19 protein-coding genes are annotated in these 23,913 nt (G+C 64.6%); 8 read left to right on the top strand and 11 right to left on the bottom strand.

The annotated features are described in order from the left end of the window. Positions 1 to 150 precede the first annotated feature (150 nt). From IVB24_RS01650 to IVB24_RS01685, 8 genes are all read right to left on the bottom strand, one after another. Positions 151 to 3,132, bottom strand: a complete 2,982-nt coding sequence (locus IVB24_RS01650) for a 2-oxoglutarate dehydrogenase E1 component (protein WP_247771862.1) — start codon at positions 3,130 to 3,132, stop codon at positions 151 to 153. Between the two features lie 137 nt (positions 3,133 to 3,269). After that, positions 3,270 to 4,154 carry a succinate--CoA ligase subunit alpha gene (gene sucD / locus IVB24_RS01655; protein ID WP_094890720.1) on the bottom strand — a complete coding sequence of 295 codons (885 nt, stop codon included), beginning with the start codon at positions 4,152 to 4,154 and terminating at the stop codon, positions 3,270 to 3,272. A 33-nt stretch (positions 4,155 to 4,187) separates the two neighbouring features. Next, a complete protein-coding gene (locus IVB24_RS01660; RefSeq protein ID WP_247771863.1) occupies positions 4,188 to 4,667 on the bottom strand; it encodes a DUF1579 family protein in 480 nt (159 codons plus the stop codon). 4 nt (positions 4,668 to 4,671) lie between these two features. After that, positions 4,672 to 5,871: an ADP-forming succinate--CoA ligase subunit beta gene (gene sucC, locus IVB24_RS01665; protein ID WP_247771864.1), complete on the bottom strand. Its 1,200-nt coding sequence runs from the start codon at positions 5,869 to 5,871 to the stop codon at positions 4,672 to 4,674. Positions 5,872 to 6,084: 213 nt separating this feature from the next. Further along, positions 6,085 to 7,053: a malate dehydrogenase gene (gene mdh / locus IVB24_RS01670; RefSeq protein WP_140481943.1), complete on the bottom strand. Its 969-nt coding sequence runs from the start codon at positions 7,051 to 7,053 to the stop codon at positions 6,085 to 6,087. Positions 7,054 to 7,298: 245 nt separating this feature from the next. Beyond that, positions 7,299 to 8,483 (bottom strand): cell division protein ZapE, encoded by a 1,185-nt coding sequence (zapE, locus tag IVB24_RS01675; protein ID WP_247771865.1) that lies wholly within the window; start codon positions 8,481 to 8,483, stop codon positions 7,299 to 7,301. Between the two features lie 124 nt (positions 8,484 to 8,607). Then, entirely contained in the window at positions 8,608 to 9,144 is a 537-nt protein-coding gene (thpR, locus tag IVB24_RS01680; protein ID WP_094972793.1) for an RNA 2',3'-cyclic phosphodiesterase, read from the bottom strand. Positions 9,145 to 9,318: 174 nt separating this feature from the next. Further along, positions 9,319 to 9,963 (bottom strand): arylesterase, encoded by a 645-nt coding sequence (locus IVB24_RS01685; protein ID WP_247771866.1) that lies wholly within the window; start codon positions 9,961 to 9,963, stop codon positions 9,319 to 9,321. A 55-nt stretch (positions 9,964 to 10,018) separates the two neighbouring features. On the opposite strand from IVB24_RS01685, the gene IVB24_RS01690 reads away from it, so the two are divergent. The 5 genes from IVB24_RS01690 to IVB24_RS01710 all read left to right on the top strand — a co-directional run bounded on the left by IVB24_RS01690 (position 10,019) and on the right by IVB24_RS01710 (position 16,343). Next, positions 10,019 to 10,738: an ABC transporter ATP-binding protein gene (locus IVB24_RS01690; RefSeq protein ID WP_094972738.1), complete on the top strand. Its 720-nt coding sequence runs from the start codon at positions 10,019 to 10,021 to the stop codon at positions 10,736 to 10,738. Further along, entirely contained in the window at positions 10,735 to 13,305 is a 2,571-nt protein-coding gene (locus tag IVB24_RS01695; RefSeq protein ID WP_247771867.1) for an FtsX-like permease family protein, read from the top strand. The genes IVB24_RS01690 and IVB24_RS01695 overlap by 4 nt, the downstream gene beginning before the upstream one ends. 282 nt (positions 13,306 to 13,587) lie before the next feature. Further along, positions 13,588 to 14,379 carry a Bax inhibitor-1/YccA family protein gene (locus IVB24_RS01700; protein ID WP_094972736.1) on the top strand — a complete coding sequence of 264 codons (792 nt, stop codon included), beginning with the start codon at positions 13,588 to 13,590 and terminating at the stop codon, positions 14,377 to 14,379. Between the two features lie 158 nt (positions 14,380 to 14,537). Further along, the gene (locus IVB24_RS01705; RefSeq protein WP_247771868.1) at positions 14,538 to 15,068 is read left to right on the top strand and encodes a GNAT family N-acetyltransferase; all 531 of its coding nucleotides are present in this window, start codon (positions 14,538 to 14,540) and stop codon (positions 15,066 to 15,068) included. Between the two features lie 303 nt (positions 15,069 to 15,371). Further along, positions 15,372 to 16,343 (top strand): IS110 family transposase, encoded by a 972-nt coding sequence (locus tag IVB24_RS01710; RefSeq protein ID WP_247768358.1) that lies wholly within the window; start codon positions 15,372 to 15,374, stop codon positions 16,341 to 16,343. Between the two features lie 211 nt (positions 16,344 to 16,554). Here the strand turns inward: IVB24_RS01710 and IVB24_RS01715 are convergent, their stop codons facing one another. From IVB24_RS01715 to acnA, 3 genes are all read right to left on the bottom strand, one after another. Then, the gene (locus IVB24_RS01715) at positions 16,555 to 16,923 is read right to left on the bottom strand and encodes a DUF2794 domain-containing protein (protein WP_018318882.1); all 369 of its coding nucleotides are present in this window, start codon (positions 16,921 to 16,923) and stop codon (positions 16,555 to 16,557) included. Positions 16,924 to 17,523: 600 nt separating this feature from the next. Beyond that, a complete protein-coding gene (locus IVB24_RS01720) occupies positions 17,524 to 18,315 on the bottom strand; it encodes a DUF1223 domain-containing protein (RefSeq protein ID WP_247771869.1) in 792 nt (263 codons plus the stop codon). Between the two features lie 235 nt (positions 18,316 to 18,550). Then, entirely contained in the window at positions 18,551 to 21,271 is a 2,721-nt protein-coding gene (gene acnA / locus IVB24_RS01725) for an aconitate hydratase AcnA (RefSeq protein ID WP_094972733.1), read from the bottom strand. Between the two features lie 239 nt (positions 21,272 to 21,510). Here acnA and ccmA point away from each other — a divergent pair, with 239 nt between their 5' ends. The 3 genes from ccmA (at position 21,511) to IVB24_RS01740 (ending at position 23,911) form a co-directional block, all read left to right on the top strand. Next, positions 21,511 to 22,113 (top strand): heme ABC exporter ATP-binding protein CcmA, encoded by a 603-nt coding sequence (gene ccmA / locus IVB24_RS01730; RefSeq protein WP_166476720.1) that lies wholly within the window; start codon positions 21,511 to 21,513, stop codon positions 22,111 to 22,113. 232 nt (positions 22,114 to 22,345) lie between these two features. Then, on the top strand, positions 22,346 to 23,014 hold the full coding sequence (gene ccmB, locus IVB24_RS01735; protein ID WP_094972731.1) for a heme exporter protein CcmB: 669 nt from the start codon (positions 22,346 to 22,348) through the stop codon (positions 23,012 to 23,014). A gap of 105 nt (positions 23,015 to 23,119) precedes the next feature. Then, positions 23,120 to 23,911 (top strand): heme ABC transporter permease, encoded by a 792-nt coding sequence (locus tag IVB24_RS01740; protein ID WP_166467523.1) that lies wholly within the window; start codon positions 23,120 to 23,122, stop codon positions 23,909 to 23,911. Positions 23,912 to 23,913: the final 2 nt, after the last annotated feature.

The raw sequence follows: 23,913 nt of genomic DNA on the forward strand, positions 1-23,913 counted from the left end.
CGGTCATGAATTCCGATGTCATCGCTCGCGTAAGGCAAGCCATCCAGCAAGCCGGGCGTTCGTACTCTGCACGGACGTCGCGGCGTACTGGATGCCCCGCTCCAGTGCGTAGTTGCGCACGAGGCAGGGCATGACGCAGTTCGAAAAAATTCAGCTCAGTGCTTCGTCCAGGAACGCCTTCAACTGCGCCTGATGCTTGGACATCAGACCCGTGGCGGTCGCGGCGGAAGCGGCGCGGCCGACATAACGCGGACGCCGGCTCGCGCCGTTCACCTGGTTCAGCACCCATTCCAGATAGGGCTCGATGAAGTGCCAGGCACCCATGTTGCGGGGCTCTTCCTGGCACCACACCACTTCGGCCTTCTTGAAGCGCGACAGCTCGGCCACCAGCGCCTTCAACGGCACCGGATACAGCTGCTCGACGCGCATCAAGTAGATGTCGTCGATGCCGCGCTTCTCGCGCTCCTCGTAGAGGTCGTAATAGACCTTGCCGGTGCACAGCACGACGCGGCGGATCTTCTCGTCCGGAACGAGCTTGATCGCCTCGCTCGGCAGCATCTGGGCGTCATCATAGAGGATGCGGTGGAACGTCGTTCCCTTCGCGAGTTCCTCGATGCGCGACACCGCCCGCTTGTGGCGCAGCAGCGACTTCGGCGTCATCAGGATCAGCGGCTTGCGGATCTCCCGATGAAGCTGCCGGCGCAGCACGTGGAAGTAGTTCGCCGGCGTGGTCGGGTAGACCACCTGCATGTTGTCTTCGGCGCACATCTGCAGGAAACGCTCCAGACGCGCCGAGGAATGCTCCGGTCCCTGGCCCTCATAGCCGTGCGGCAAGAGGCAGACGAGGCCGGACATGCGAAGCCATTTGCGCTCGCCCGAGGAGATGAACTGGTCGAACACGACCTGCGCGCCGTTGGCGAAGTCGCCGAACTGGGCTTCCCAGAGGGTCAGCGTGTTCGGCTCAGCGAGCGAGTAGCCGTATTCGAAGCCGAGCACGGCTTCTTCAGACAGCAGCGAGTTGATGACCTCGTAATGGCCCTGCTCGTTGCCGAGATGGTTGAACGGCGTGTAGCGGCTCTCGTCTTCCTGGTCGATCAGGACCGAGTGACGCTGCGAGAAGGTGCCGCGCTCGGAATCCTGGCCGGACAGGCGGACATGGTGGTTCTCGTTGAGCAGCGTGCAGAACGCCAGCGCCTCGCCGGTCGCCCAGTCGATGCCCGCGTTGCCGTCGATCGCCTTGGCGCGGTTTTCCAGGAAGCGCTGGATGGTGCGGTGGACGCGGAAACCATCCGGCACCTTGGTGATCTTGCGGCCGATGTCCTTCAGCGTGGCGATGTCGACGCCGGTGACACCGCGTCGCGCGTCCTCTTCCTGATCGGCGATCTTGAAGCCCGCCCACTTGCCGTCGAGCCAGTCGGCCTTGTTCGGCTTGTAGCCGGAGCCGGCTTCGAGTTCGGCATCGAGCCGCGCGCGCCAGTCCGCCTTGGCTTTCTCGACCTCGCCCTCGGTCAGCACGCCTTCGCTGATGAGGCGGCGGGCATAGAGTTCGAGCGTGGACGGATGGGCCGCGATCTTCTTGTACATCACCGGCTGGGTGAAAGCCGGCTCGTCGCCTTCGTTGTGGCCATGCCTGCGATAGCAGAACATGTCGATGACGACGGGCTTGTGGAATTTCTGCCGGAACTCGGTCGCGACCTTGGCCGCGAACACGACGGCTTCCGGATCGTCGCCGTTGACGTGGAAGATCGGCGCGTCGATCATCTTCGCCACATCCGACGGATAGGGCGAGGAGCGCGAGTAACGCGGATAGGTGGTGAAGCCGATCTGGTTGTTGACGATGAAGTGCACGGAGCCGCCGGTGCGGTAGCCCTTCAGGTCGGACAGACCGAAGCACTCGGCGACCACGCCCTGGCCGGCGAACGCGGCGTCGCCGTGCATCAAGAGCGGCATCACGGAGATGCGCATGTCCGGGGGATCGCCGTGCTGGTCCTGCTTCGCGCGCACCTTGCCGAGCACGACGGGATCGACGATCTCGAGATGCGAGGGGTTGGCGGTCAGCGACAGATGGATGCGGTTGCCGTCGAACTCGCGGTCCGAGGACGCGCCAAGGTGATATTTGACGTCGCCGGAGCCTTCGACCGCGTCGGGATTGGCCGAGCCGCCCTTGAACTCGTGGAACAGGGCGCGATGCGCCTTGCCCATCACTTGCGTGAGCACGTTGAGGCGGCCGCGATGCGGCATGCCCAGCACGATCTCCTTCACGCCGAGATTGCCGCCGCGCTTGATGATCTGCTCGAGCGCGGGGATCAGCGATTCGGCGCCGTCGAGACCGAAGCGCTTGGTACCGGTGAACTTGGTGTCGCAGAATTTCTCAAAACCCTCGGCCTCGACCAGCTTCATCAGGATGGCGCGGCGACCTTCGCGGGTGAAGGAGATCTCCTTGTCCGGACCCTCGATGCGCTCCTGGATCCAGGCCTTCTGCGCGGCGTTGCTGATATGCATGAACTCGACGCCGAGCGTCTGGCAGTAGGTGCGCTCGCAGATCGCGGTGATCTCGCGCAGGCTGCCGTATTCGAGACCGAGCACGTGGTCGAGGAAGATCTTGCGGTCGAAATCGGCTTCGCTGAAGCCGTAGGTGCGCGGATCGAGCTCTTCGCGGTTGCGAGGAGCTTCGATGCCGAGCGGGTCGAGCTTGGCGTGGAAGTGACCTCGCATGCGGTAGGCGCGGATCAGCATCAGGGCGCGGACGGAATCGCGCGTCGCCTGGAACAGGTCGGCGGAGGAGAGGCCGGCGCCCTTGTCGCCACCCTTATCGCCTCCCTTGGCCTGCGCCTTGGCGGCAATCTTGGCACCGATTGCCTTCTCGACTTCAGCCCAATTGCCGTCGAGGGCGGAGGTGAGATCGTCCTGCGGGGTCAGCGGCCAGTTGGCGCGCTCCCAGGACGGGCCCGCGGCGTTCTTCCGGACGTCGGCCGGCTGGTCGTTCAGGCTCTTGAAGAACTCCTGCCACTCGGCGTCGACCGAGGACGGGTCCTTCTCGTAGCGGGCGTAGATTTCGTCGATGTAGGTGGCGTTGGTGCCCTGCAAAAAGGAGGACAAGGCAAAGGCTGCGTTCGCGTCCTGGCGAGACATACTGGAGTTCCTGGCGATTTCGGTTCGCGCATAACAAACGGCGCTGGCACCGAGCTCCCCGGCAGAGGCTCGGCGCGACAGGCACCCTTTACCCTATTTGCTGCGAAACTTCGCCCGGAAAAGTACGAAGAAGTGAATTAGCCTTTCAACTTTTCGGCAAGCGTATGGCCGAGGCGAGCGGGCGACGGCGACACTGTAATCCCTGCCGATTTCATCGCGTCGGTCTTGGAACCGGCGTCGCCTTTGCCGCCCGAAATGATCGCGCCGGCATGGCCCATGCGGCGGCCGGGAGGGGCGGTCACGCCGGCGATGAAGCCGACCATCGGCTTCTTGCGGCCGCGCTTGGCCTCGTCCTTGAGGAACTGGGCGGCGTCCTCCTCTGCGGAACCGCCGATCTCGCCGATCATGATGATCGACTCGGTCTTGGGGTCGCCGAGCAGCATCTCGAGCACGTCGATGAACTCGGTGCCCTTGACCGGGTCGCCGCCGATGCCGACCGCGGTGGTCTGGCCGAGGCCTTCCTGGGAGGTCTGGAACACGGCCTCATAGGTCAGCGTGCCCGAGCGGGAGACGATGCCGACCGAGCCGGTCTTGAAGATGTTGGCCGGCATGATGCCGATCTTGCACTCGCCGGCGGTCATGACGCCCGGGCAGTTCGGCCCGATCAGGCGCGACTTGGAGCCGGCCAGCGAACGCTTCACGCGCACCATGTCGATGACCGGAATGCCTTCGGTGATGCAGACGATCAGCGGGATCTCGGCGTCGATGGCTTCGCAGATCGCATCGGCCGCGCCCGGCGGCGGCACGTAGATCACCGACGCATCCGCGCCGGTCTTCTCACGCGCCTCGCGCACGGTGTCGAACACCGGCAGGCCCAGATGCGTCGCACCGCCTTTGCCCGGCGAGGTGCCGCCGACCATCTTGGTGCCATAGGCGATCGCGGCCTCCGAATGGAAGGTGCCGTTCTTGCCGGTAAAGCCCTGGCAGATGACCTTGGTGTTCTTGTCGATGAGGATGGACATGAGGTCTGCTTTCGCGAACTAACGAGTGAGAGGTCAGTGGATGCGGCGGTAGACGCCGGTGAGCACGTCGGCCCAGCCTTCCGCGTCCGGCGAGAACTGGATCTTCAACGAGTAGGAATTGTCGTCGATGATTTCGTAGACGTGGCGCGCATTGCCGCGGAGCGAGCCGCGCACCAGCGTCAGGGTCTTGCCGACCCACCCGCCGGAGGCGGGCGAGGGCGGCGTGTAGCCGAGCGAATCGTACCAGAACAATTTGTAGGTCCGGTCGTCGCGGTCGAAGGTGAAGATGCCGTGGGTGGCGAAGACCTGCTTGCCGTCGCGCATCTGAACCGAGTCCTGGATCAGGTAGAACCCGTTGAGATCCATGCGCGCGACGGTGCGCGATGTCGCGGGCCCGCCTTCGGTCCAGCGCGACGGGAAGACCATCTCTTCGCCATTCCATTCGCCGGCGAACGCGGCGAGACGCGCGTGCTCTGCAAGCGGGGATGATGCGGCGAGATGGTCCTGGGTCATGGCCTTAGCCTCCCTTGACGGCCTTCACGATTTTCTGCGCAGCGTCGTCGAGATTGTCGGCCGGCACCACGTTCAGGCCGGATTCGCGGATGATCTTCTTGCCGAGCTCGACATTGGTGCCTTCGAGGCGAACCACCAGCGGCACGCTGAGGCCGACTTCACGCACTGCAGCCGTGACGCCCTCGGCGATCACGTCGCACTTCATGATGCCGCCGAAGATGTTGACCAGGATGCCCTTCACGTTGGGATCGGCGGTGATGATCTTGAAGGCGGCCGCGACCTTTTCCTTGCTGGCGCTGCCGCCGACGTCGAGGAAGTTCGCCGGCGCCATGCCGTAGAGCTTGATGATGTCCATCGTCGCCATGGCGAGACCGGCGCCGTTGACCATGCAGCCGATATTGCCGTCGAGGGTGACGTAGTTGAGGTCGTACTTGGACGCCTCGATTTCCTTGGCGTCTTCCTCAGTCAGATCGCGCAACGACACCGCGATCTCGGGATGGCGGAACAGGGCGTTGTCATCGAACGACACCTTGGCGTCGAGCACGCGGAGCTCGCCCTCCTTGCTGACGACGAGCGGATTGATCTCCAGCATCGACATGTCCTTGGCGACGAAGGCGGCGTAGAGCTGCGCGGTGAGCTTCTCGGCCTGCTTGGCGAGGTCGCCCGACAGGTTCAGCGCCTTCGCAACGGTGCGGCCGTGATGGCCCATGATGCCGGTGGCGGGATCGACCGAGAAGGTGACGATCTTCTCGGGCGTGTTGTGTGCGACGTCCTCGATGTTGACGCCGCCTTCGGTCGACACCACGAAGGCGACGCGCGAGGTCTCGCGGTCGACCAGGATCGAGAGGTAGAATTCCTTGTCGATGTTCGATCCGTCCTCGATGTAAAGACGGTTGACCTGCTTGCCGGCGGGACCGGTCTGCACGGTCACCAGCGTGGCGCCCAGCATCTGCTTGGCGAATTCGTTGACCTCTTCGACCGATTTGGCGATGCGGACACCGCCCTTGTCCCCCGCGGACGCCTCCTTGAACTTGCCCTTGCCACGCCCGCCGGCATGGATCTGGCTCTTCACCACCCAGACCGGGCCGGGAAGCTGTCTTGCGGCGGCGTCGGAGTCCGAGGCCTTGAGAACCGCTACACCGCGCGAAATCGGAACGCCGAATTCATGCAGCAGCGCTTTGGCCTGATATTCATGGATATTCATATGGTCGCTCCCTGAACCCGCGGGCGGTGACCTCTTGGGCCCACCTCAGTCTTGTGGCTGGCATACCATATACCACAGGAACTGCAAACCTGGATTCTCTGCCTTCAAATCTCTGGACTGCCGGATCCGGAAACCCCGCCAAGTTCGTCAACCAGGCCCCGGAAGTGAAACCGCCGAAGACCGGGTCTCGGTCTTCGGCGGGGAATGCTTGAATTACTTGCCGAGAAGGTCGGGTGCGATCTTCTTGCAGGCGTCGACCAGGCCCTGTACTGCGCCGACCGACTTGTCGAAGGCCTCGCGGTCCTTGCCGGCGAGCTCGATCTCGACGACGCGCTCGACGCCCTTGGAACCGATCACGACGGGCACGCCGACATACATATCCTTCACGCCGTATTCGCCGTTCAGGTATGCGGCCGAGGGCAGCACGCGCTTCTTGTCACGCAGATAGCTCTCGGCCATCGCGATCGCGGAGGCCGCCGGCGCGTAGAAGGCCGAGCCGGTCTTGAGCAGATTGACGATCTCGGCGCCGCCGTTGCGGGTGCGGTCGACGATCTCGTCGAGGCGCGCCTGCGAGGTCCAGCCCATCTTGACGAGATCGGGCAGCGGGATGCCGGCAACGGTGGAGTACTTCACCAGCGGCACCATGGTGTCGCCATGGCCGCCGAGCACGAAGGCGGTGACGTCCTCGACCGAGACATTGAACTCGTCGGCCAGGAAGTAGCGGAAGCGCGAGGAATCCAGCACGCCGGCCATGCCGACGACCTTCTTGTGCGGCAGGCCCGAGGCCTTCTGCAGCGCCCAGACCATCGCATCGAGCGGGTTGGTAATACAGATGACGAAGGCGTCGGGGGCGTACTTCTTGATGCCGGCACCGACCTGCTCCATGACCTTGAGGTTGATGGAGAGAAGATCGTCGCGGCTCATGCCGGGCTTGCGCGGCACGCCGGCGGTGACGATGCAGACCTTGGCATTGTCGAGCGCTTCGTAGGAATTGGCGCCGGTGTAGTGGGCGTCGAAACCGTCGACCGGCGAGGACTGCGCGATGTCGAGCGCCTTGCCCTGCGGCACGCCTTCGGCGATGTCGAACATCACCACGTCGCCCAGCTCTTTCAGGCCGATGAGATGAGCCAGCGTTCCGCCGATCTGACCGGAGCCAATCAAAGCAATCTTGTCGCGCGCCATGTGAGCCTGTCCTTTAGACACGTAAGGAGGGAAAACTGAGACGGGTGGTTATCCCTTTCGCCTCCCCCGTTCAAGTCGCCGGATGCCCAATTGTCGGGCTTGGCGCGATAGCAGCCATACAAGTCCGTCATCCCGGGGGCGCGAGGCGCGAACCCGGGATCCATACTCCTCTCCCGATGGTCGTTATGGATTCCGGGCCTGCGCCTGTCGGCGCATCCCGGAATGACAGCGCTGGCAAATAGGACTTAAGTCTCGACCAGACCCTTGGTGGAGCCGCTGGCGGTGGAATCCTTGCGGCCGTGAGCCAGCGCCAGATAGGATTCCGAACTCATCTCGATCAGGCGCGATGCCGTCCGCTTGAACTCCATGGCCTCGGTGCCCTCATGGGAGAGGTAAAGCGAGATCGGGTTGGCGTCGGCAGAGGCCATCAGCTTCACCGCATTGTCATAGAGCGCGTCGATCAGCGTGATGAAGCGCTTGGCCGCATTGCGCTGGGACAGGTCCATCACTGGAATATGGTCGACCAGGATGGTGTGATAGTCGTGCGCCAGCCTGAGGTAGTCGGATGCCCCCAGCGGCTTCTCGCAGAGATCGGCAAACGAGAACCGCGCCACGCCGTGGGCCGAGCACGGCACGTGCAGGATGCGGCCCTTGATCGAAATGTCGCGCGAACGACATTTGGCGCTGCCCGACATCCGCGACCAGGCGCGGTCGAGCGCAGCGTCCGCGTCGCTATCTGCCGGCGTCAGCCACATCGGCACGCCCTGGAGTTTCTCCAGCCGGAAATCGGTGCGCGCATCGAGCCGCGCGACGTCCATGTGGTCAGTGATCTGCTTGATGAAGGGCAGGAACAGCGACCGGTTCAGGCCACCCTTGTAGAGATCGTCGGGCGCGACGTTGGAGGTCGCGACCACGACGGTGCCGAGCTCGAACAATTTGGCGAACAGGCGGCCCAGGATCATCGCATCCGCGATGTCGGTGACGTGGAATTCGTCGAAGCAGAGCAGCCAGCTCTCCTCGAAGATCGCATTCGCGGTCAGCGCGATGACGTCGCCGTCGGCGATCTCGCCGCGCGCGATGCCCTGGCGATAATCGTAGATGCGCTCATGCACGTCCGCCATGAATTCGTGGAAATGCGCCCGCCGCTTGTGCTCGACCGAGGCGTGCTGGAAGAACAGATCCATCAGCATGGTCTTGCCGCGGCCGACCTCGCCATGAATGTAGAGCCCGTGCGGCGCCTCGTCCTTGTCGCTGCTGAACAGGCGGGCGAGCAGGCCCTGCTTGCGCGCGGGCTTGTAGCTTGCGAGCCGCTGGTCGAGCGCGGCATAGGCCGCCGCGACCTCGGCTTGCGCGGCATCCGGTTCGATTGCGCCGGAGGCGATCTGGGCCTGATAGGCTTCGCTGAAGGGGGAACTGGGAGTGGAGAGCATGGCCCTTTACCGCCAGAGACGGACGGAAATTGCAAGCCGGGAATTGGTGCAGGGCGCTATGCGTTCCGTGACCCGGACGCGGCGCGAAGTGCCGCTGCGCAGCGTCCGCGGCACGAGAGCTACATCACTCACACAGCTCGTAGGCGTCCTCGACCACGTACGGGCCGCCGCCGGTCGATGCACGCGACGAGAACAGCACGAAACGTTCGGCCGTGAACGCCTTGCTGGGGAAGTAGCCGCGCATCGAGAGATAGTCGGCGACGTCGCGATCAGTGGCGTCGTGCAGCCGGGCGAGCGTGACATGCGGGATGAACTTGCGTCCCTCGGGATCGAGACCGATCCGCTGCATCAAGCGTTCGAGCTCGGCCTGCAATTCCATCAGCGGCCTGCTCGGCGCGATGGTCGCGACCACAGCGCGCGGCTTGCGTCCGCCAAAGCTCTGCAAGCCCTGCACCTTCACCTCGAACGGCTTGCGGTCGACGCGAAACAGCATCGAGGCGATCTCGTTGGCGGACATGCCGTCGATATCGCCGATGAAGCGCAGGGTGACGTGATAATTTTCGGGATCGATCCAGCGGGCGCCGGGAAGGCCACCCCGCAAATGGGAAAGCGTCTGGCTGACTTCAGCCGGGATTTCCAGACCAGTGAACAAACGCGGCATCGTTTCGCACTCCCGATGCTTGGGCATGATCCCTGGGAAGGATCATATCCAAATTTTAGAGCCGGCGACGAATCACCGGTACCCTGATTCCTATCGCGTTTGTGTGACTCTGCGAAGCATCGCGCGCCTCACCCCGGTAAAACCCTGGGAATTAGGGTTAGCGTTGCCTGCTTTTCAACGCCGTTGCTCAGCGATCGTGCCAATGAATGCCTCTACCGTGGGCATGATGTTGCCGACGATGATGTCGACGCCTTCAGCGGTCGGATGAATGCCGTCGGCCTGGTTGAGCTTGGCGTCCGCCGCAACGCCGTCGAGAAAGAACGGATAGAGCGGCACGTCGAATTTTTTCGCGAGGTCCGGATAAATCGAATTGAAGCGCGTGGCATAATCGGCGCCGTAATTCGGCGGCGCCAGCATGCCGCACAGCATCACCGCGATCTTGCGCGCCTTCAGCCGCTGGACGATGGCGGTCAACGCGGCGCGCGTCAAATCGGGATCGACGCCGCGCAGGGCGTCGTTGGCGCCGAGCTCGACGATGACGCCATCGGTTCCGTCGGGGACCGACCAATCGAGCCGGTCGCGGCCGCCCGAGGAGGTATCGCCGGACACGCCAGCATTGGTCATATCGACCTCTATACCCTTGTTCTGCAACGATTTTTTTAGCTTGGCCGGAAATGCGTCCTGGCCCGAAAGGCCGAGGCCCGCGCTCAAGGAATCGCCGAGGACCACGAGCTTCACCGGCTTGGCCGCCGGCTGGGCCTGCAACGACGGCGTTGTCGCGATCGTCATCAAACCGAGCATCAACACGGCTATGTGCATGAACAATCCGTAACGCCTCTCGACCGCGCTAGCGGAGTTGCCATATGACCGGACCATGGACACTCGCATCAATTCCTCTTCGCTCGCCGCTGCCGCGGACACCATCTCCATTTCCAACGTCAATCTCTCATTGGGAACGGGGGCGGCACGCGTTCACATCCTCAAGGATATCAGCTTGCGCGTCGGCCGTAGCGAGGCGATCGGCCTGATCGGCCCGTCAGGCTCGGGCAAATCCACGCTGCTGATGGTGATGGCGGGGCTGGAGCGTCCTGATAGCGGAGAGGTGGTGGTGTCAGGCACGCCTTTCAATGCCCTCGACGAGGACGCGCTCGCCCGCTTCCGCGGCCGCCAGGTCGGTATCGTCTTCCAGTCCTTTCATCTGATCCCGACCATGACGGCGCTGGAGAACGTCGCGGTGCCACTGGAGCTCGCCGGCAATCCCGACGCCGCCAAGCGCGCGGCGCAGGAGCTGCAGTCGGTCGGGCTCGGCGACCGCCTGCATCATTATCCGACGCAATTGTCCGGCGGCGAGCAGCAGCGCGTCGCGCTCGCCCGCGCGCTGGCGCCCGATCCCGCCATCCTGGTCGCGGACGAGCCGACCGGCAATCTAGACGAGACGACCGGAAAGCAGATCGTCGATCTCCTGTTCAGCAAGCATGCCGAACGCGGCATGACGCTGGTTCTGGTCACGCACGATTCCTCGCTCGCGCATCGCTGCGACCGCGTGATCCGCCTGCGCTCGGGCCGCATCGACACCCAGTCTGCACCGGCATGAGCATCGCGGCCGAACCTTTCGCGAGGCCAAACGGCATCGCGCTGTCACTGCGTTACGCGCTGCGCGAATTGCGCGGCGGCCTGCGCGGCTTCTATGTCTTCATCGCCTGCATCGCGCTCGGCGTGATGGCCATCGCCGGCGTCGGCTCGGTGTCGGCGAGCCTCTCCGACGGCCTTGCCCGCGAGGGCCGCACGCTGCTCGGCGGCGACGTCTCTTTCGTGCTGTTCCAGCGCGAAGCCAAACCGGAAGAGGTCGCCTTCCTGCGCTCGCGCGGCACGGTCTCGACCGCGGCAACCCTGCGCGGCATGGCGCGCGCGGCCGATGGCCAGCTCGCACTGGTCGAGATGAAGGCGGTCGACGATACCTACCCGATGCTGGGACAATTGACGCTGGCGCCGGCTCTGCCGATGTCCGACATCCTGGCCGAACGCGACGGCGCATTCGGTGCCGCCGCCGATCCGACGCTGCTGGCGCGGTTGTCGCTGAAGACCGGCGACCGCGTCACCATCGGGTCCGCGACCTTCCAGATCCGCTCGACCGTCGAGGCCGAGCCTGACAAGCTCGCCGGCGGCATCGGCTTCGGCCCGCGCTTCCTGATCAGCGAGGCGGGCCTGCGCGCCACCGGCCTGATCCAGCCCGGCAGTCTGGTGCGCTGGGTCTACCGGGTGAAGCTGCCTGAGGCCGCCAACAGCGAGCGCGCCACCGAAGCCTTCATCGCGGACGCGCGGAACGCCGCGCCGCAGGCGGGATGGGAGATCCGCAGCCGCTCCAACGCGTCGCCGCAGCTCGAACGCAACATCAACCGCTTCACGCAGTTCCTGACACTGGTCGGCCTTGCCGCGCTGCTGGTCGGCGGTGTCGGCGTCGCCAATGCCGTGAAGAGCCATATCGACCGCCGGCTCGAAGTGATCGCCGCCCTCAAGGCCGTCGGCGCCACCGGGCGCGACGTGTTCGGCATCTATCTGGCGCAGGTTCTCCTGCTCGCCGCGATCGGCTCGGTGATCGGCCTCGCACTCGGCGCCGCCATGCCGTTCGCCATCGTCGGCCTGTTCGGCAAGCTCTTGCCGCTGCCGGTGGTGCCGGCCGTGCATGCCGACGAGCTCGCGCTGTCCTTCCTCTACGGCCTGCTCACCGCGCTTGCCTTCGGCCTGTGGCCGCTCGGTCGCGTCCACGACGTGCCGGTGGCGGCGCTGTTCCGTGACACCATCAGCTCCGAATGGCACCGCCCGCGCATGGGCTATGTCGTATTCATGGCCGTCGTGGTCGCGCTGCTGATCGCGGTCGTGATCGGGCTGTCGTTCGACAAGCGCATAGCGGCGGTGTTCGTGGCCTCCTCGGTCGTCGTGTTCGCCCTGCTGCGCGGCATCGCCGCCCTCTTGATGGCGATCGCGCGGCGGCTGCCGCGCTCGCGGCTGCCGATGCTGCGGCTCGCGATTGCCAATATCCACCGGCCGGGCGCGCTGACGCCCTCGGTCGTGCTGTCACTGGGGCTTGGGTTGGCCGTGCTCGTCACCATCACCCAGATCGACGGCAATCTGCGCCGCCAGTTCCTTGCAGCCCTGCCCGATCGCGCGCCGTCGTTCTTCTTCATCGACATTCCGAGCACGCAGGCCGCACCGTTCGACGACTATCTCCACAAGATCGCGCCGGGCGCGACCGTCGAGGACGTGCCGATGCTGCGCGGGCGCATCGTCGGAGCGCGCGGCGTGCGCGCCGAGGAGCTCAAGCCGACCACCGATTCCGAATGGGTGCTGCAGAGCGACCGCGGCCTGACCTATACGGCGGAGCTCCCGAAGGGTTCCAAGGTGGTCGAGGGCGAATGGTGGCGCGCCGACTATTCCGGGCCGCCGCTGGTCTCGATGGAGAAGAAGATCGCCGACGGGCTCGGCCTCAAGCTCGGCGACGAGATCGTGGTCAACGTGCTCGGCCGCGACATCCCGACCAGGATCGGCAATCTGCGCACCATCGACTGGCAGGGGATGGGCATCAACTTCGTGCTGGTGTTCTCCCCGAACGCGTTCAAGGGCGCCCCGCATACCCATATCGCAACGCTGACGGAAACGGGCGGAACTGCCGCAGGCGACGGCAAGATCATCAAGCAGGTCGCCGACGCCTATCCGATGGTGACGAGCGTGCGCGTGCGCGAGGTGATGGAGACGGTCGGCTCGGTCGTGACCAATCTGGCGCTGGCGATCCGCGGTGCCAGCGCCGTGACCCTGATCTCGGCGATCCTGGTGCTCGGCGGCGCCCTCGCCGCCGGCCACCGCCACCGGGTCTATGATGCGGTGATCCTGAAGACGCTGGGCGCGACGCGGCTGCGGCTGCTCGGCGCCTATGCGCTCGAATACCTCCTGATCGGGCTCGCGACCGCGGTGTTCGGCGTGATCTCAGGCAGCGTCGCGGCCTGGATGATCGTGACGCGGCTGATGACGCTGAGCTTCGTCTGGCAGGCCGGCAGCGCGGCCGGCGTGGTCGCAGCCGCGCTGGTCGTCACCGTCGGGCTCGGTCTTGCCGGCACGCTGCTGGCATTGAACAAAAAGCCCGCCACGGTGTTGCGGAATTTGTGACAAAATGTAGCGGATGGCCGCACGAGAGCGAAATCGCACGATTCCTGCGATTAACCACGACTGCTCGTCAGGTTCGCGTCAGGATTGCCGCCAAGGGCGACATTCAGCCGCGCGTGGAAGGTTGCAGCGGATGTGTTAGTTTCCCACATATCCAATGGGTTCGGAGTCCCGATTGTTAGCTAGAATTTAGTCGGCAGGCATCGGTATCCGAGATAGAATTTGACGAACCGGGCGGCATGGCGACCCTCATGCCGGACCGGACCAACCAACGGGAATTCGACCATGTCGGACCTAGACCGTAACTACGCTTCTCCTTTCGGCAGGGCCGCCGGGCGTGTTGACGCCGCGACGGTCGATGCCGGCCTGCGCGCCTACATGCTGCGCATCTACAACTACATGAGCATCGGCCTCGCCATCACCGGCCTTGCCGCGCTCGGCGTCTACATGGCTGCCGTGACCGACGTCCCGACCGCGGACGCCGTCCGCGTCGGCAAGCTGTTCCTGACGCCGTTCGGCTACGCGATGTTCGTCAGCCCGCTGAAATGGCTGTTCATGCTGGCGCCGCTCGCCATGGTGTTCGTCATCTCGGCGGGCATCAACCGTCTGGCTCCCTCGACTGCCCAGATCTTGTTCTGGGTGTTCGCGGCGCTGATGGGCATCTCGCTGTCGTCGATCTTCCTGGTGTTCACGCACACCTCGATCGTGCGGGTGTTCTTCATCACCGCGGCCACGTTCGGTGCGCTGAGCCTCTACGGCTACACCACCAAGCGTGACCTCACCGCGATGGGCTCGTTCCTGTTCATGGGCCTGATCGGCATCATCATCGCGAGCCTGGTGAACCTGTTCCTGGCCAGCTCGATGCTGCAGTTCATTGTGTCGGTGGTTGGCGTGCTGGTGTTCTCGGGCCTCACCGCCTGGGATACGCAGCGGCTGAAGAACGACTACATCTACGGCTACGCTTCGGCCGGCGGCGACATCGCAGAGCGTGCAGCCATCACCGGCGCGCTCTCGCTGTACCTGAACTTCATCAACCTGTTCACGCTGCTGCTGCAGCTCCTCGGCCAGCGCGAGTAAGCGACGGACCAGAGAGAACGGACACGAACCCCGGCCGAGAGGCCGGGGTTTTTGTTTTGGGCGAGCGGAAGCGACGCCGTCCTTCGTACGGCTATGCCCGGCCATGACGTATGCGGGAACAGCGTTGCTCATCGCGGCGCCCCTGCTATCTTTGCGGCATGTCCGCACCCGAAATCAGGCCTGCAACCGAGGCCGACCTTCCCGCCATCACCGCCATCTATCAGCAGGCCGTCCGCGAGGGTACCGCGACGTTCGAGCTGGAGCCGCCGGACCTCCCCGAGATGACGCGGCGCTATCGCACGCTGGTCGACGGCGGCTATCCCTATTTCGTCGCCATGCTCAACGGTCGCGTGGCCGGCTATGCCTATGCCGGCGCCTACCGCCCGCGCCCGGCCTACCGCTTCACGGTCGAGAATTCGATCTATCTCGATCCCTCCTTCCACCGCCGCGGCATCGGCTCGTTGCTGCTGGACCGGCTGGTTGCCGAATGCGAGGCGCGCGGCTTCCGTCAGATGATCGCGGTGATCGGAGATTCCGCCAATGCCGGCTCGATCGGGGTCCACACCAAGGGCGGCTTCAAGATGATCGGCACGCATCCCAATGTCGGGCTGAAATTCGGCCGCTGGCTGGACACCGTGATGATGCAGCGCGACCTCGGCGAGGGCGCGAAGACGGTGCCGGGGAAGTAGGGCTTGTAGGGTGGGCAAAGCGTCAGCGTGCCCACCATCTCCCCGCGATAGAGAAAGAACGTGGGCACGGCGCTTCGCGCCTTTACCCACCCTTGTATTAGCGCATCGGTATAGGATTGGCCCCGTTCCGTGAGGAATGGCCCAGCCCGGGTGGCCACCCTGGCTGGGCCGCCGATCGATCGGATCGATGCCCACCGAAGCCTTGAGGGCTGCGTTTCGTAGCAAGATCGCGGTCGGCACTTCATCGGGACCCGCATGGTTGAACGAACTTCAGGTTCGCATAACAAGGGAGGGTCGAGGAAGATGGCCAAGCGTAACACGATCTGTGCCGGGATCGATACCGGCAAACGCAAGCTCGACGTGGCGATCGATGGCAACTCTGAGCAGTTGCGGGTCGACAACACGGCAAGAGGTCACCAGGCGCTGGTGGAGTGGTTGAAGTGCCGCAAGGTAAAGAGGGTCGGGATCGAGGCAAGTGGAGGCTACGAGCAGGCGGTCGTTGCGGAGCTGCGGCGCAAGCGTTTCGTCGTCGTGCTGTTTCAGCCGAAGCAGGTCCGCGCCTATGCCACGTTCCGTCTGCTGCTGGCTAAGAACGACAGGATCGACGCGGCGCTGATCGCGACGTGCACTGCCGCGGTCAAGACGATCCATCCTGCACCGGATCCGCGGTTGCAGCCCTTTGCCGAGCATCTGACCATGATCGATCAGATCACGGAAGACATCGCAAGGCTGAAGAACCGGCTCGAGAGTTGCCGCGACAAGCGGATTCAAGGGGTTTGGAAGGCGCAGATCGCGCTGTTGGCAAAGTCCAAACGAGCCGAGTTCAAGGCGCTGCTGGCGGCGATCCGCAAGCATCCTGATCTCGCCGCACGGCTCGATCTGATCTACAGCGTCGCCGGCTGCGGTCTGCCGACCGCGGCTGCCGTCCTGATCAGGATGCCCGAGATCGGCAACATCACACGCGAACGGGCCTCAGCTCTCAGTGGACTGGCGCCTTACGACGACGATAGCGGCGAACGATCCGGTGCCCGTCACATCAAAGGTGGCCGTGAGCGGCTGCGTTGGGCGCTCTACAACGCGGCTCTTCCGGCATCCTCCCGATGGAACCCGCAGATGAAGGCTCTCTATACAAGGCTGATCGCCGCCGGAAAATCTCATAAATGCGCGCTGGTCGCTTGCGCCAGAAAGTTGCTCGTCACGATCAACGCCGTGGTCGCCCGCGGAACTCCGTGGATCGCCGAAGCGCCTCAAACTGCCAAGCTGCCCGCCACCTGATCGCGTTTCTTTGTTCGATCAGGCGGCCGTTTCTTCGTCCCGACCTTCCGCCTGGACGACGCCGTGCGCCGCGGCCGTCAAGGTTGGCCGTCGCGAACGCCCCGCGTCAAACTCGCTGCCGCCAGGCCACACCTTGACGGCTGCAAGCCCGGCGTCATGCTTGCGGAAAATCGGGAGAACCTTAATGGTTGCTACGGCACCGTTCGTGCGGCTACACCACCGCCAGCTTGCGGTCGATCACCAGGAGCACGCGCTCCAGTTCGTGGCCGCGGCGCAGGATCAGGCCCGTCGCCGAGATCACGCTGTACATGCCCTGCTTGCGCGCCAGCCGCGGGTCCTTCTCGATGCGGTAGATCGGCACTTCCGAGGCACGGCGATAGACCGAGAACACGGCGCGATCCCTGAGGAAGTCGATGGCGTAGTCGCGCCATTCGCCATCGGCGACCATGCGGCCGTAGAGATTGAGAATACGATGCAGCTCGAGCCGATTGAACGTCACCCGGCTCAGTTGCGTGGCCGCAGCAGCGGGGCGCGCCGCCGCGCGCTGCTCGCTCGGATCGGCATCCTCCGACAGACTCATGGAGCGCTTCCTCATCGCACGGCATGACCCCGTCCGCGAAGACCGTCCCCGGAACCCGGATCATGACAGCTCCATGATTGCGCCAACCGGTCAGCGCCGCAAGAGGCTCCTGATCCAACCTGTCGAATCGGGTGCGAATCCGTGCACACGCAATGGTGGAACTCCGTCGCGGCAAACCGTCACGGGATCGTTAGCAGGAATCATAGTCTCGCCGCTTTTCCGCCTAGCGACTGCCGCCCTGCATTGCGAAAAGATTCGTGTGCGTTGACCCGGTCCTTTCGGTTCCGGATTCCTCAGCCCCCAGCCCCCCGGGGTCGAACAGGATCGGGTCTGTACGCACAACAAGGAGGGCCAACGCAAGTTGGTCCTTTTTGTTTGTGTCGGGACGTTTCGGCCTCGACGAGTTTCTCCGGACATCCGTGCGAGAATTCTCTCCTCATCCTGACGGCCGCGCTCTTGCGCGGCGTCTCGAAGGATCGAGGCCGAGTGAGCGGGCCCGCATGGTTCTCGCGGCGATGCACAGCATCGTCCGCCTCGCGCGCAGGGGCGCGTTCCTCACCATGAGGATCGAGAGCGGAGCCTGGGAGAGATTCTGATGGATCAGTGCAGCGACGTGTACGCTGCACCCAGCATCGTGCCGGGCTTGTCGCGGCTGCCGTCCTGGACATAGACCACCGCGCCGTCGACGCCGTCGCGCGTGAGGTTCTCGATCGGCACAGTCCAGCTTTCCGAACGCCCGGTCCAGTCACCGACCTTGAGCAGGTTGCGCACCACGTTGTGATAGGTGACCTGCTGTCCGCGATTCTCGCCGCGGGTGATCGCGATCGGGACCGACTTGGCGATCGAACAGATCCAGACCTCGCCATGCGAGACGGCCGGCTCGTTGCTCGCGGCCACCGACACGTTGATCTGCTTTCCCTCGAGCGACATCGTCACCGGCACGCTCATGACGCCCGTACCCTTGTCGCTCTTGCCGATCGCGCTCTCGATGCCGGCACGATCGCTGCCGACGATATGGGTGGAGCCGTTGACCACGACTTGCGGCGTGTAGACCTCGCGGTCGCCGCGCATGCGCGAATAGGCACGCTGCCGTGCAGAGAAGCGCGAATCCGCCAGCGTGTCTTTCCAACCGAGATAGTCCCAATAGTCGATCGGCATGCTCAGCGCGATGATCGAGGGGTCTTTGGAGAGATCACCGATGATCTGGTCGGCGGGCGGACAGGAGGAGCAGCCCTGCGAGGTAAACAATTCGACGACGGCGCGGGGGTCGGCCTCGGCAGGACGGATGACGGCGACGATCGCACAGATGCCGAGAGCTCCCGACCAGAGCGCACCGGACCACCTCGAGACCACGTTGCGTGAAATCAGATGAGAAGCCGTCATTGCTGTCATGTTGAACGCCGCACGCCATTGCTCGTGGGAAGAGAGATCTTAAAGCCGGATGGTCACCGTAGTCTTACGGGGCGCGGCACACTCAACCGTCCGGGCGGACCACCCGAAAGAGGGTTTTCCGCCGGGCGGGCCCATCTGGAGCATGCCGCAAACGCACGAAGGCGGCCTTGTGATAGGCCGCCTTCGTTTAACCTTCTACTCACGTCGCAGTGAGCCACCGTTCACAAATTCGCGCTCAGGCCGCGAGCTTGCGCAGCACGTAGTGCAGGATACCGCCGTTCCGGTAGTAGTCGAGCTCGTCCAGCGTATCGATGCGGCAGAGCAGCGAAACGCGCTGCAGCGAGCCGTCGCCGGAGACGATCTCCGCGGTCAGCTTCTGGCGCGGCTTGAGGTCGCCCTGCAGGCCACGCAGCGTGACCTTCTCGTCGCCCTTGAGGCCGAGCGACGACCACGAGGTGCCATCCTCGAAGGTGAGCGGCAGCACGCCCATGCCGACCAGGTTGGAGCGATGGATGCGCTCGAAGCTCTGGCAGATCACGGCGCGCACACCGAGCAGGCGGGTGCCCTTGGCCGCCCAGTCGCGCGAGGAGCCGTTGCCGTATTCGGCACCGGCGAACACCACCAGCGGCACCTGCTCCTGCTGGTACTTCATCGCGGCATCGTAGATCGACATCTGCTCGCCGTCGGGCCAGTGCTTGGTCAGACCGCCTTCGGGGATATTTCCATCCGCGCCCTTCAGCATGAAGTTTTTGATGCGGATGTTGGCGAAGGTGCCGCGCATCATCACTTCATGGTTGCCGCGGCGCGTGCCGTACTGGTTGAAGTCGGCGGGGCGCACCTGGTGCTCGCTGAGGTATTTTCCGGCGGGCGAGGTGAGCTTGATCGAACCGGCCGGCGAGATGTGGTCGGTGGTGATCTTGTCGCCGAACATGGCGAGGACGCGCGCCTCGACGATGTCGGTGACCGGCTCCGGCTCCTTCTTCATTCCTTCGAAATAGGGCGGGTTCTGCACGTAGGTCGAAGACATGTTCCAGCGATAGGTCTCGCTCTCGACGGTCTTGATCTTGCGCCAGTTGGTATCGCCCTTGAACACGTCGGCATATTTCTTCTTGAAGATCGCCGCGGTCACGAACTTCTTCATGAAGGCGTTGATCTCCTTGGTCGTCGGCCAGATGTCCTTGAGGTACACCGGCTTGCCGTCCTTGCCTTCGCCGAGCGGCTCGACCGCGAGGTTCTTGGTGACGCTGCCGGCGAGCGCGTGCGCAACGACCAGCGGCGGCGAGGCCAGATAGTTCGCCTGCACGTCCGGCGAGACGCGGCCTTCGAAGTTGCGGTTACCGGAGAGCACGGCGGCTGCGACGATGCCGTTGTCGTTGATCGACTTCGAGATCTCCTCAGGCAGCGGACCGGAATTGCCGATGCAGGTGGTGCAGCCGAAGCCGACCAGGTTGAAGCCGACCTTGTCGAGATCCTTCTGCAGACCGGAATCAGCAAGATAGGCCGCGACCACCTGGCTGCCCGGCGCGAGCGAGGTCTTCACCCACGGCTTCGCCTTGAGGCCCTTCGCGGCTGCATTCCGGGCCAGCAGGCCGGCGCCGATCAGCACGCTCGGATTTGAGGTGTTGGTGCAGGACGTGATCGCGGCAATCACGACGTCGCCATGGCCGAGGTCGAAATTCTTGCCTTCGACGGCAAAGCGCTTCGCCGGCTCTTCGCCCTTCTTGTACTCATTGCTGAGCGCAAGCGAGAAGCCTTCGGCCACCGACGGCAGCGCGATGCGACCTTCGGGGCGCTTCGGACCGGCCATCGACGGCACGACGTCGCCGAGATCGAGCGTCAGCGTCTCCGTGAACACCGGATCGGCCGACTTGGCGGTGCGGAACAGGCCCTGTGCCTTGGCATAGGCCTGCACCAGCGCGACGCGCGGCGCCGCGCGGCCGGAGGTCTTGAGATAGTCGATCGCGGCAGCGTCGACCGGGAAGAAACCGCAGGTCGCGCCATATTCGGGTGCCATGTTGGCGATGGTCGCCTTGTCGGCGACGGAAAGATGGTCGAGGCCCGGGCCGAAGAACTCTACGAACTTGCCGACCACGCCGAGCTTGCGCAGCATCTGCGTCACTGTCAGCACAAGGTCGGTCGCGGTGACGCCTTCCTTCATCGCGCCCTTCAGCTTGAAGCCGACGACGGTGGGAAGCAGCATCGACAGCGGCTGGCCGAGCATGCAGGCTTCCGCCTCGATGCCGCCGACGCCCCAGCCGAGCACGGCGAGACCGTTGACCATGGTGGTGTGGGAGTCGGTGCCGACCAGCGAGTCGGGATAGGCGACCTCGAAGGTGCCGGTCTTCTTGCCGACCGTCATCTTCTCCTTCTTGGTCCAGACCGTCTGGGAGAGGTATTCGAGATTGACCTGATGGCAGATGCCGGTGCCTGGCGGCACGACGGAGAAGTTCGAGAACGCCTTCTGGCCCCACTTCAGGAACTCGTAGCGCTCCTGGTTCTGCTTGTATTCCTCGGTGACGTTCTTGCCGAAAGCCTTGTTGTCGCCGAAGAAGTTCACGATCACCGAGTGGTCGATGACGAGATCGACCGGCACCAGCGGGTTGATCTTCTCGGCATCGCCGCCGAGCTTCTGCATCGCGTTGCGCATCGCGGCGAGGTCGACCACCGCGGGCACGCCGGTGAAGTCCTGCATCAGCACGCGCGCCGGGCGGAAGGCGATCTCATGCTCCAGCGACTTCTTCCGCAGCCACTTCGAGACCGCGACGATGTCTTCCTTCTTGACCGTGCGGCCATCCTCATTGCGGAGGAGATTTTCGAGCAGGACCTTCATCGAATAGGGAAGTTTCGAAATTCCCTTCAGACCATTCTTCTCGGCCGTGGGCAGGCTGTAATAGACATAGGTCTTGGCGCCGACCTTGAGGGTCTTTTTGCATTTGAAGCTGTCGAGCGAGGTCATGTAGGAATCCCAATTGTTAGCTATACCCGGCAGGGTATCTTAACACCGTCAGCGTATCAGGCTGGGCCGCTTGCAGGGGCAGGTTGAGTTGCTGCATCAAGTAGTTCCGGGCTTATAGAAGCTTTCTAACCGCGCCGCCACAGCCACAATCGTACCGCAGCATTCGCGAGCCAAAAATTCCCATGCGCTACCCCAAGTTTTCCTGAGGCCCGGCTTTGAGCGGGGTGGACCGAGACAAGATGCAGCTTTCCGGACGCGACGTCACCTGCGTGCGCGGCGGCCGCGAGGTGTTTGCCGGGCTCGATTTCGCGGCCGTCGCCGGCGAAGCGGTGGCGGTCGTCGGCCGCAACGGGTCGGGCAAGACCTCGTTGCTGCGGCTGATCGCGGGCCTTCTCGTTCCGGCGGGCGGGACGATCGTGCTGGGCGGCGGCGATGCCGAGCTGACGCTGCCGGAGCAGTGCCACTATCTCGGCCATCGCGATGCCCTGAAGCCGGCGCTCAGCGTAGCGGAGAACCTGTCATTCTGGGCCGATTTCCTTGGCGGGGAGCGTTTCGACTTCGCCGAGAGCCTCGCCACGGTAGGGCTCGAGCATACCATCCACCTGCCCGCCGGCTTCCTGTCCGCCGGCCAGCGCCGCCGGCTGTCGCTGGCCCGGCTGCTGACCGTCCGCCGCCCGGTCTGGCTGCTGGACGAGCCGACCAACGCGCTGGACGTGACCGGCCAGGACATGTTCGGCGGCCTGATGCGCGAACACCTCGCGCGCGGCGGCATGATCGTCGCGGCGACCCACGCGCCGCTGGGGATCGAGACGCGGGAGCTGCGGATTGGGGGTCTGGGGTGATGCGGCCCGACCCTCAGCTTTTCGAGCGGCAAGGTGCCGCGCTCGCACCCGGCACGCAGCCGTCGCCGCGGGCTCCCTCGCCTCTCCCGCTTGCGGGAGAGGTCGGCGCGCAGCGCCGGGTGAGGGTTCTCTCCTCTGAGGGAGTCTTCGTTGTCGAGATACCCTCTCCCCAACCCTCCCCCGCAAGCGGGGGAGGGAGCGCACCGCCCTTGCGGCACAAGGGGAGCCTCCCATGACTGCCCTGTCCGCCCTCATCCGCCGGGACGTCCGGATCGCGCTGCGCGTCGGCGGCGGGGCGCTGATTGGCGTGCTGTTCTTCCTGACCGTCGTCGTCCTGATGCCGTTCGCGGTCGGGCCGGATCTGGCGCTGCTGTCGCGGCTGGGGCCGGCCATCCTCTGGCTCGGCGCGTTGCTGGCGAGCCTGCTGACCCTGGACCGGCTGTTCATGGCCGACCACGAGGACGGCTCGCTCGACCTGATCACGATGAGCCGGACCCCGCTGGAACTCGCCTGCGCCGCCAAGGCACTGGCGCATTGGCTGGCCGCCGGCCTGCCGCTGATTGTCGCAACCCCGGTGCTCGGCCTGCTGCTGAACCTCGACATGGTCGCGACCGGTGCGGTGGCACTGACGCTGCTGGCGGGCACTCCGGCGCTGACGTTTACCGGCATGATCGGCGCGGCGCTGGCGGTGACGCTGCACCGCGGCGGGCTGCTGATGGCGGTGCTGGTGCTGCCGCTGTCGATTCCCGTGCTGATCTTCGGTGTTGCCGCCTCGCAGGCCGTGATCGTCGGCCCCATGACCTTCGGTGCGCCGTTCTCGATCCTGTGCGCGCTGTCGCTGGTCAGCCTCGTGATCGGCCCCTTCGCAGCCGCAGCGAGCCTGCGTCATGGACTTGATTGAAATGGGCTCGACTGAGATGCGCGCGACTGACTTGACCCCGATCAACTTTCGCTGCGGGCTTTCGTGCTGATTGCCTGAGCGGCCACCGATGATTATCAGGGTACCATGACACTGATCGACCTCGCCAACCCCACGCGGTTCCTCGCGCTGACAGCGCGGGTCCTGCCGTGGCTTGCGGCCGCCACCGTCCTCCTGCTTGCGATCGGCCTCTATCAAACCGCGTTGGCGCCCGACGACTACCAGCAGGGCGCGACGGTAAAGATCATGTTCATCCACGTGCCCAATGCGTGGCTGTCGATGTTCGTGTGGGGCGTCATGAGCATCGCTTCGCTGGGCACGCTGGTGTGGCGGCATCCGCTCGCCGACGTCGCCGCCAAAGCCGCAGCGCCGATCGGCGCCGCCTTCACCTTCCTCGCGCTGCTCACAGGTTCGCTGTGGGGCCGGCCGATGTGGGGCACCTATTGGGAGTGGGATGCGCGGCTGACCTCGGTGCTGATCCTGTTCCTGATGTATCTGGGCCTGATGGCGCTGTGGCGCGCGGTCGACGATCCCTCGCGCGCGGCGCGCGCCGCCGCCGTGCTGACCCTGGTCGGCGCGATCAACCTTCCCATCATCAAGTTCTCGGTCGATTGGTGGAACACGCTGCACCAGCCGGCCTCGGTGATGCGCATGGGCGGCTCCGCCCTCGACAAGTCGTTCCTGATTCCGCTGCTGGTGATGGCGATCGCCTTCACGCTGCTGTTCGTCACGCTGCATCTGGCGGCGATGCGCAACGAGATCCTGCGCCGCCGTGTCCGCTCCCTGCAGATGATGCAGGCGAGCCGTGTGGCGTTCTCGAGCGAAATAGGCGCCGGCGCGCGCGGACAAAACGTGTCGAACGAAGTTGGGGCCGCCTGATC

The organism is Bradyrhizobium sp. 192, assembly GCF_023100965.1.
Lineage (GTDB): Bacteria > Pseudomonadota > Alphaproteobacteria > Rhizobiales > Xanthobacteraceae > Bradyrhizobium > Bradyrhizobium symbiodeficiens.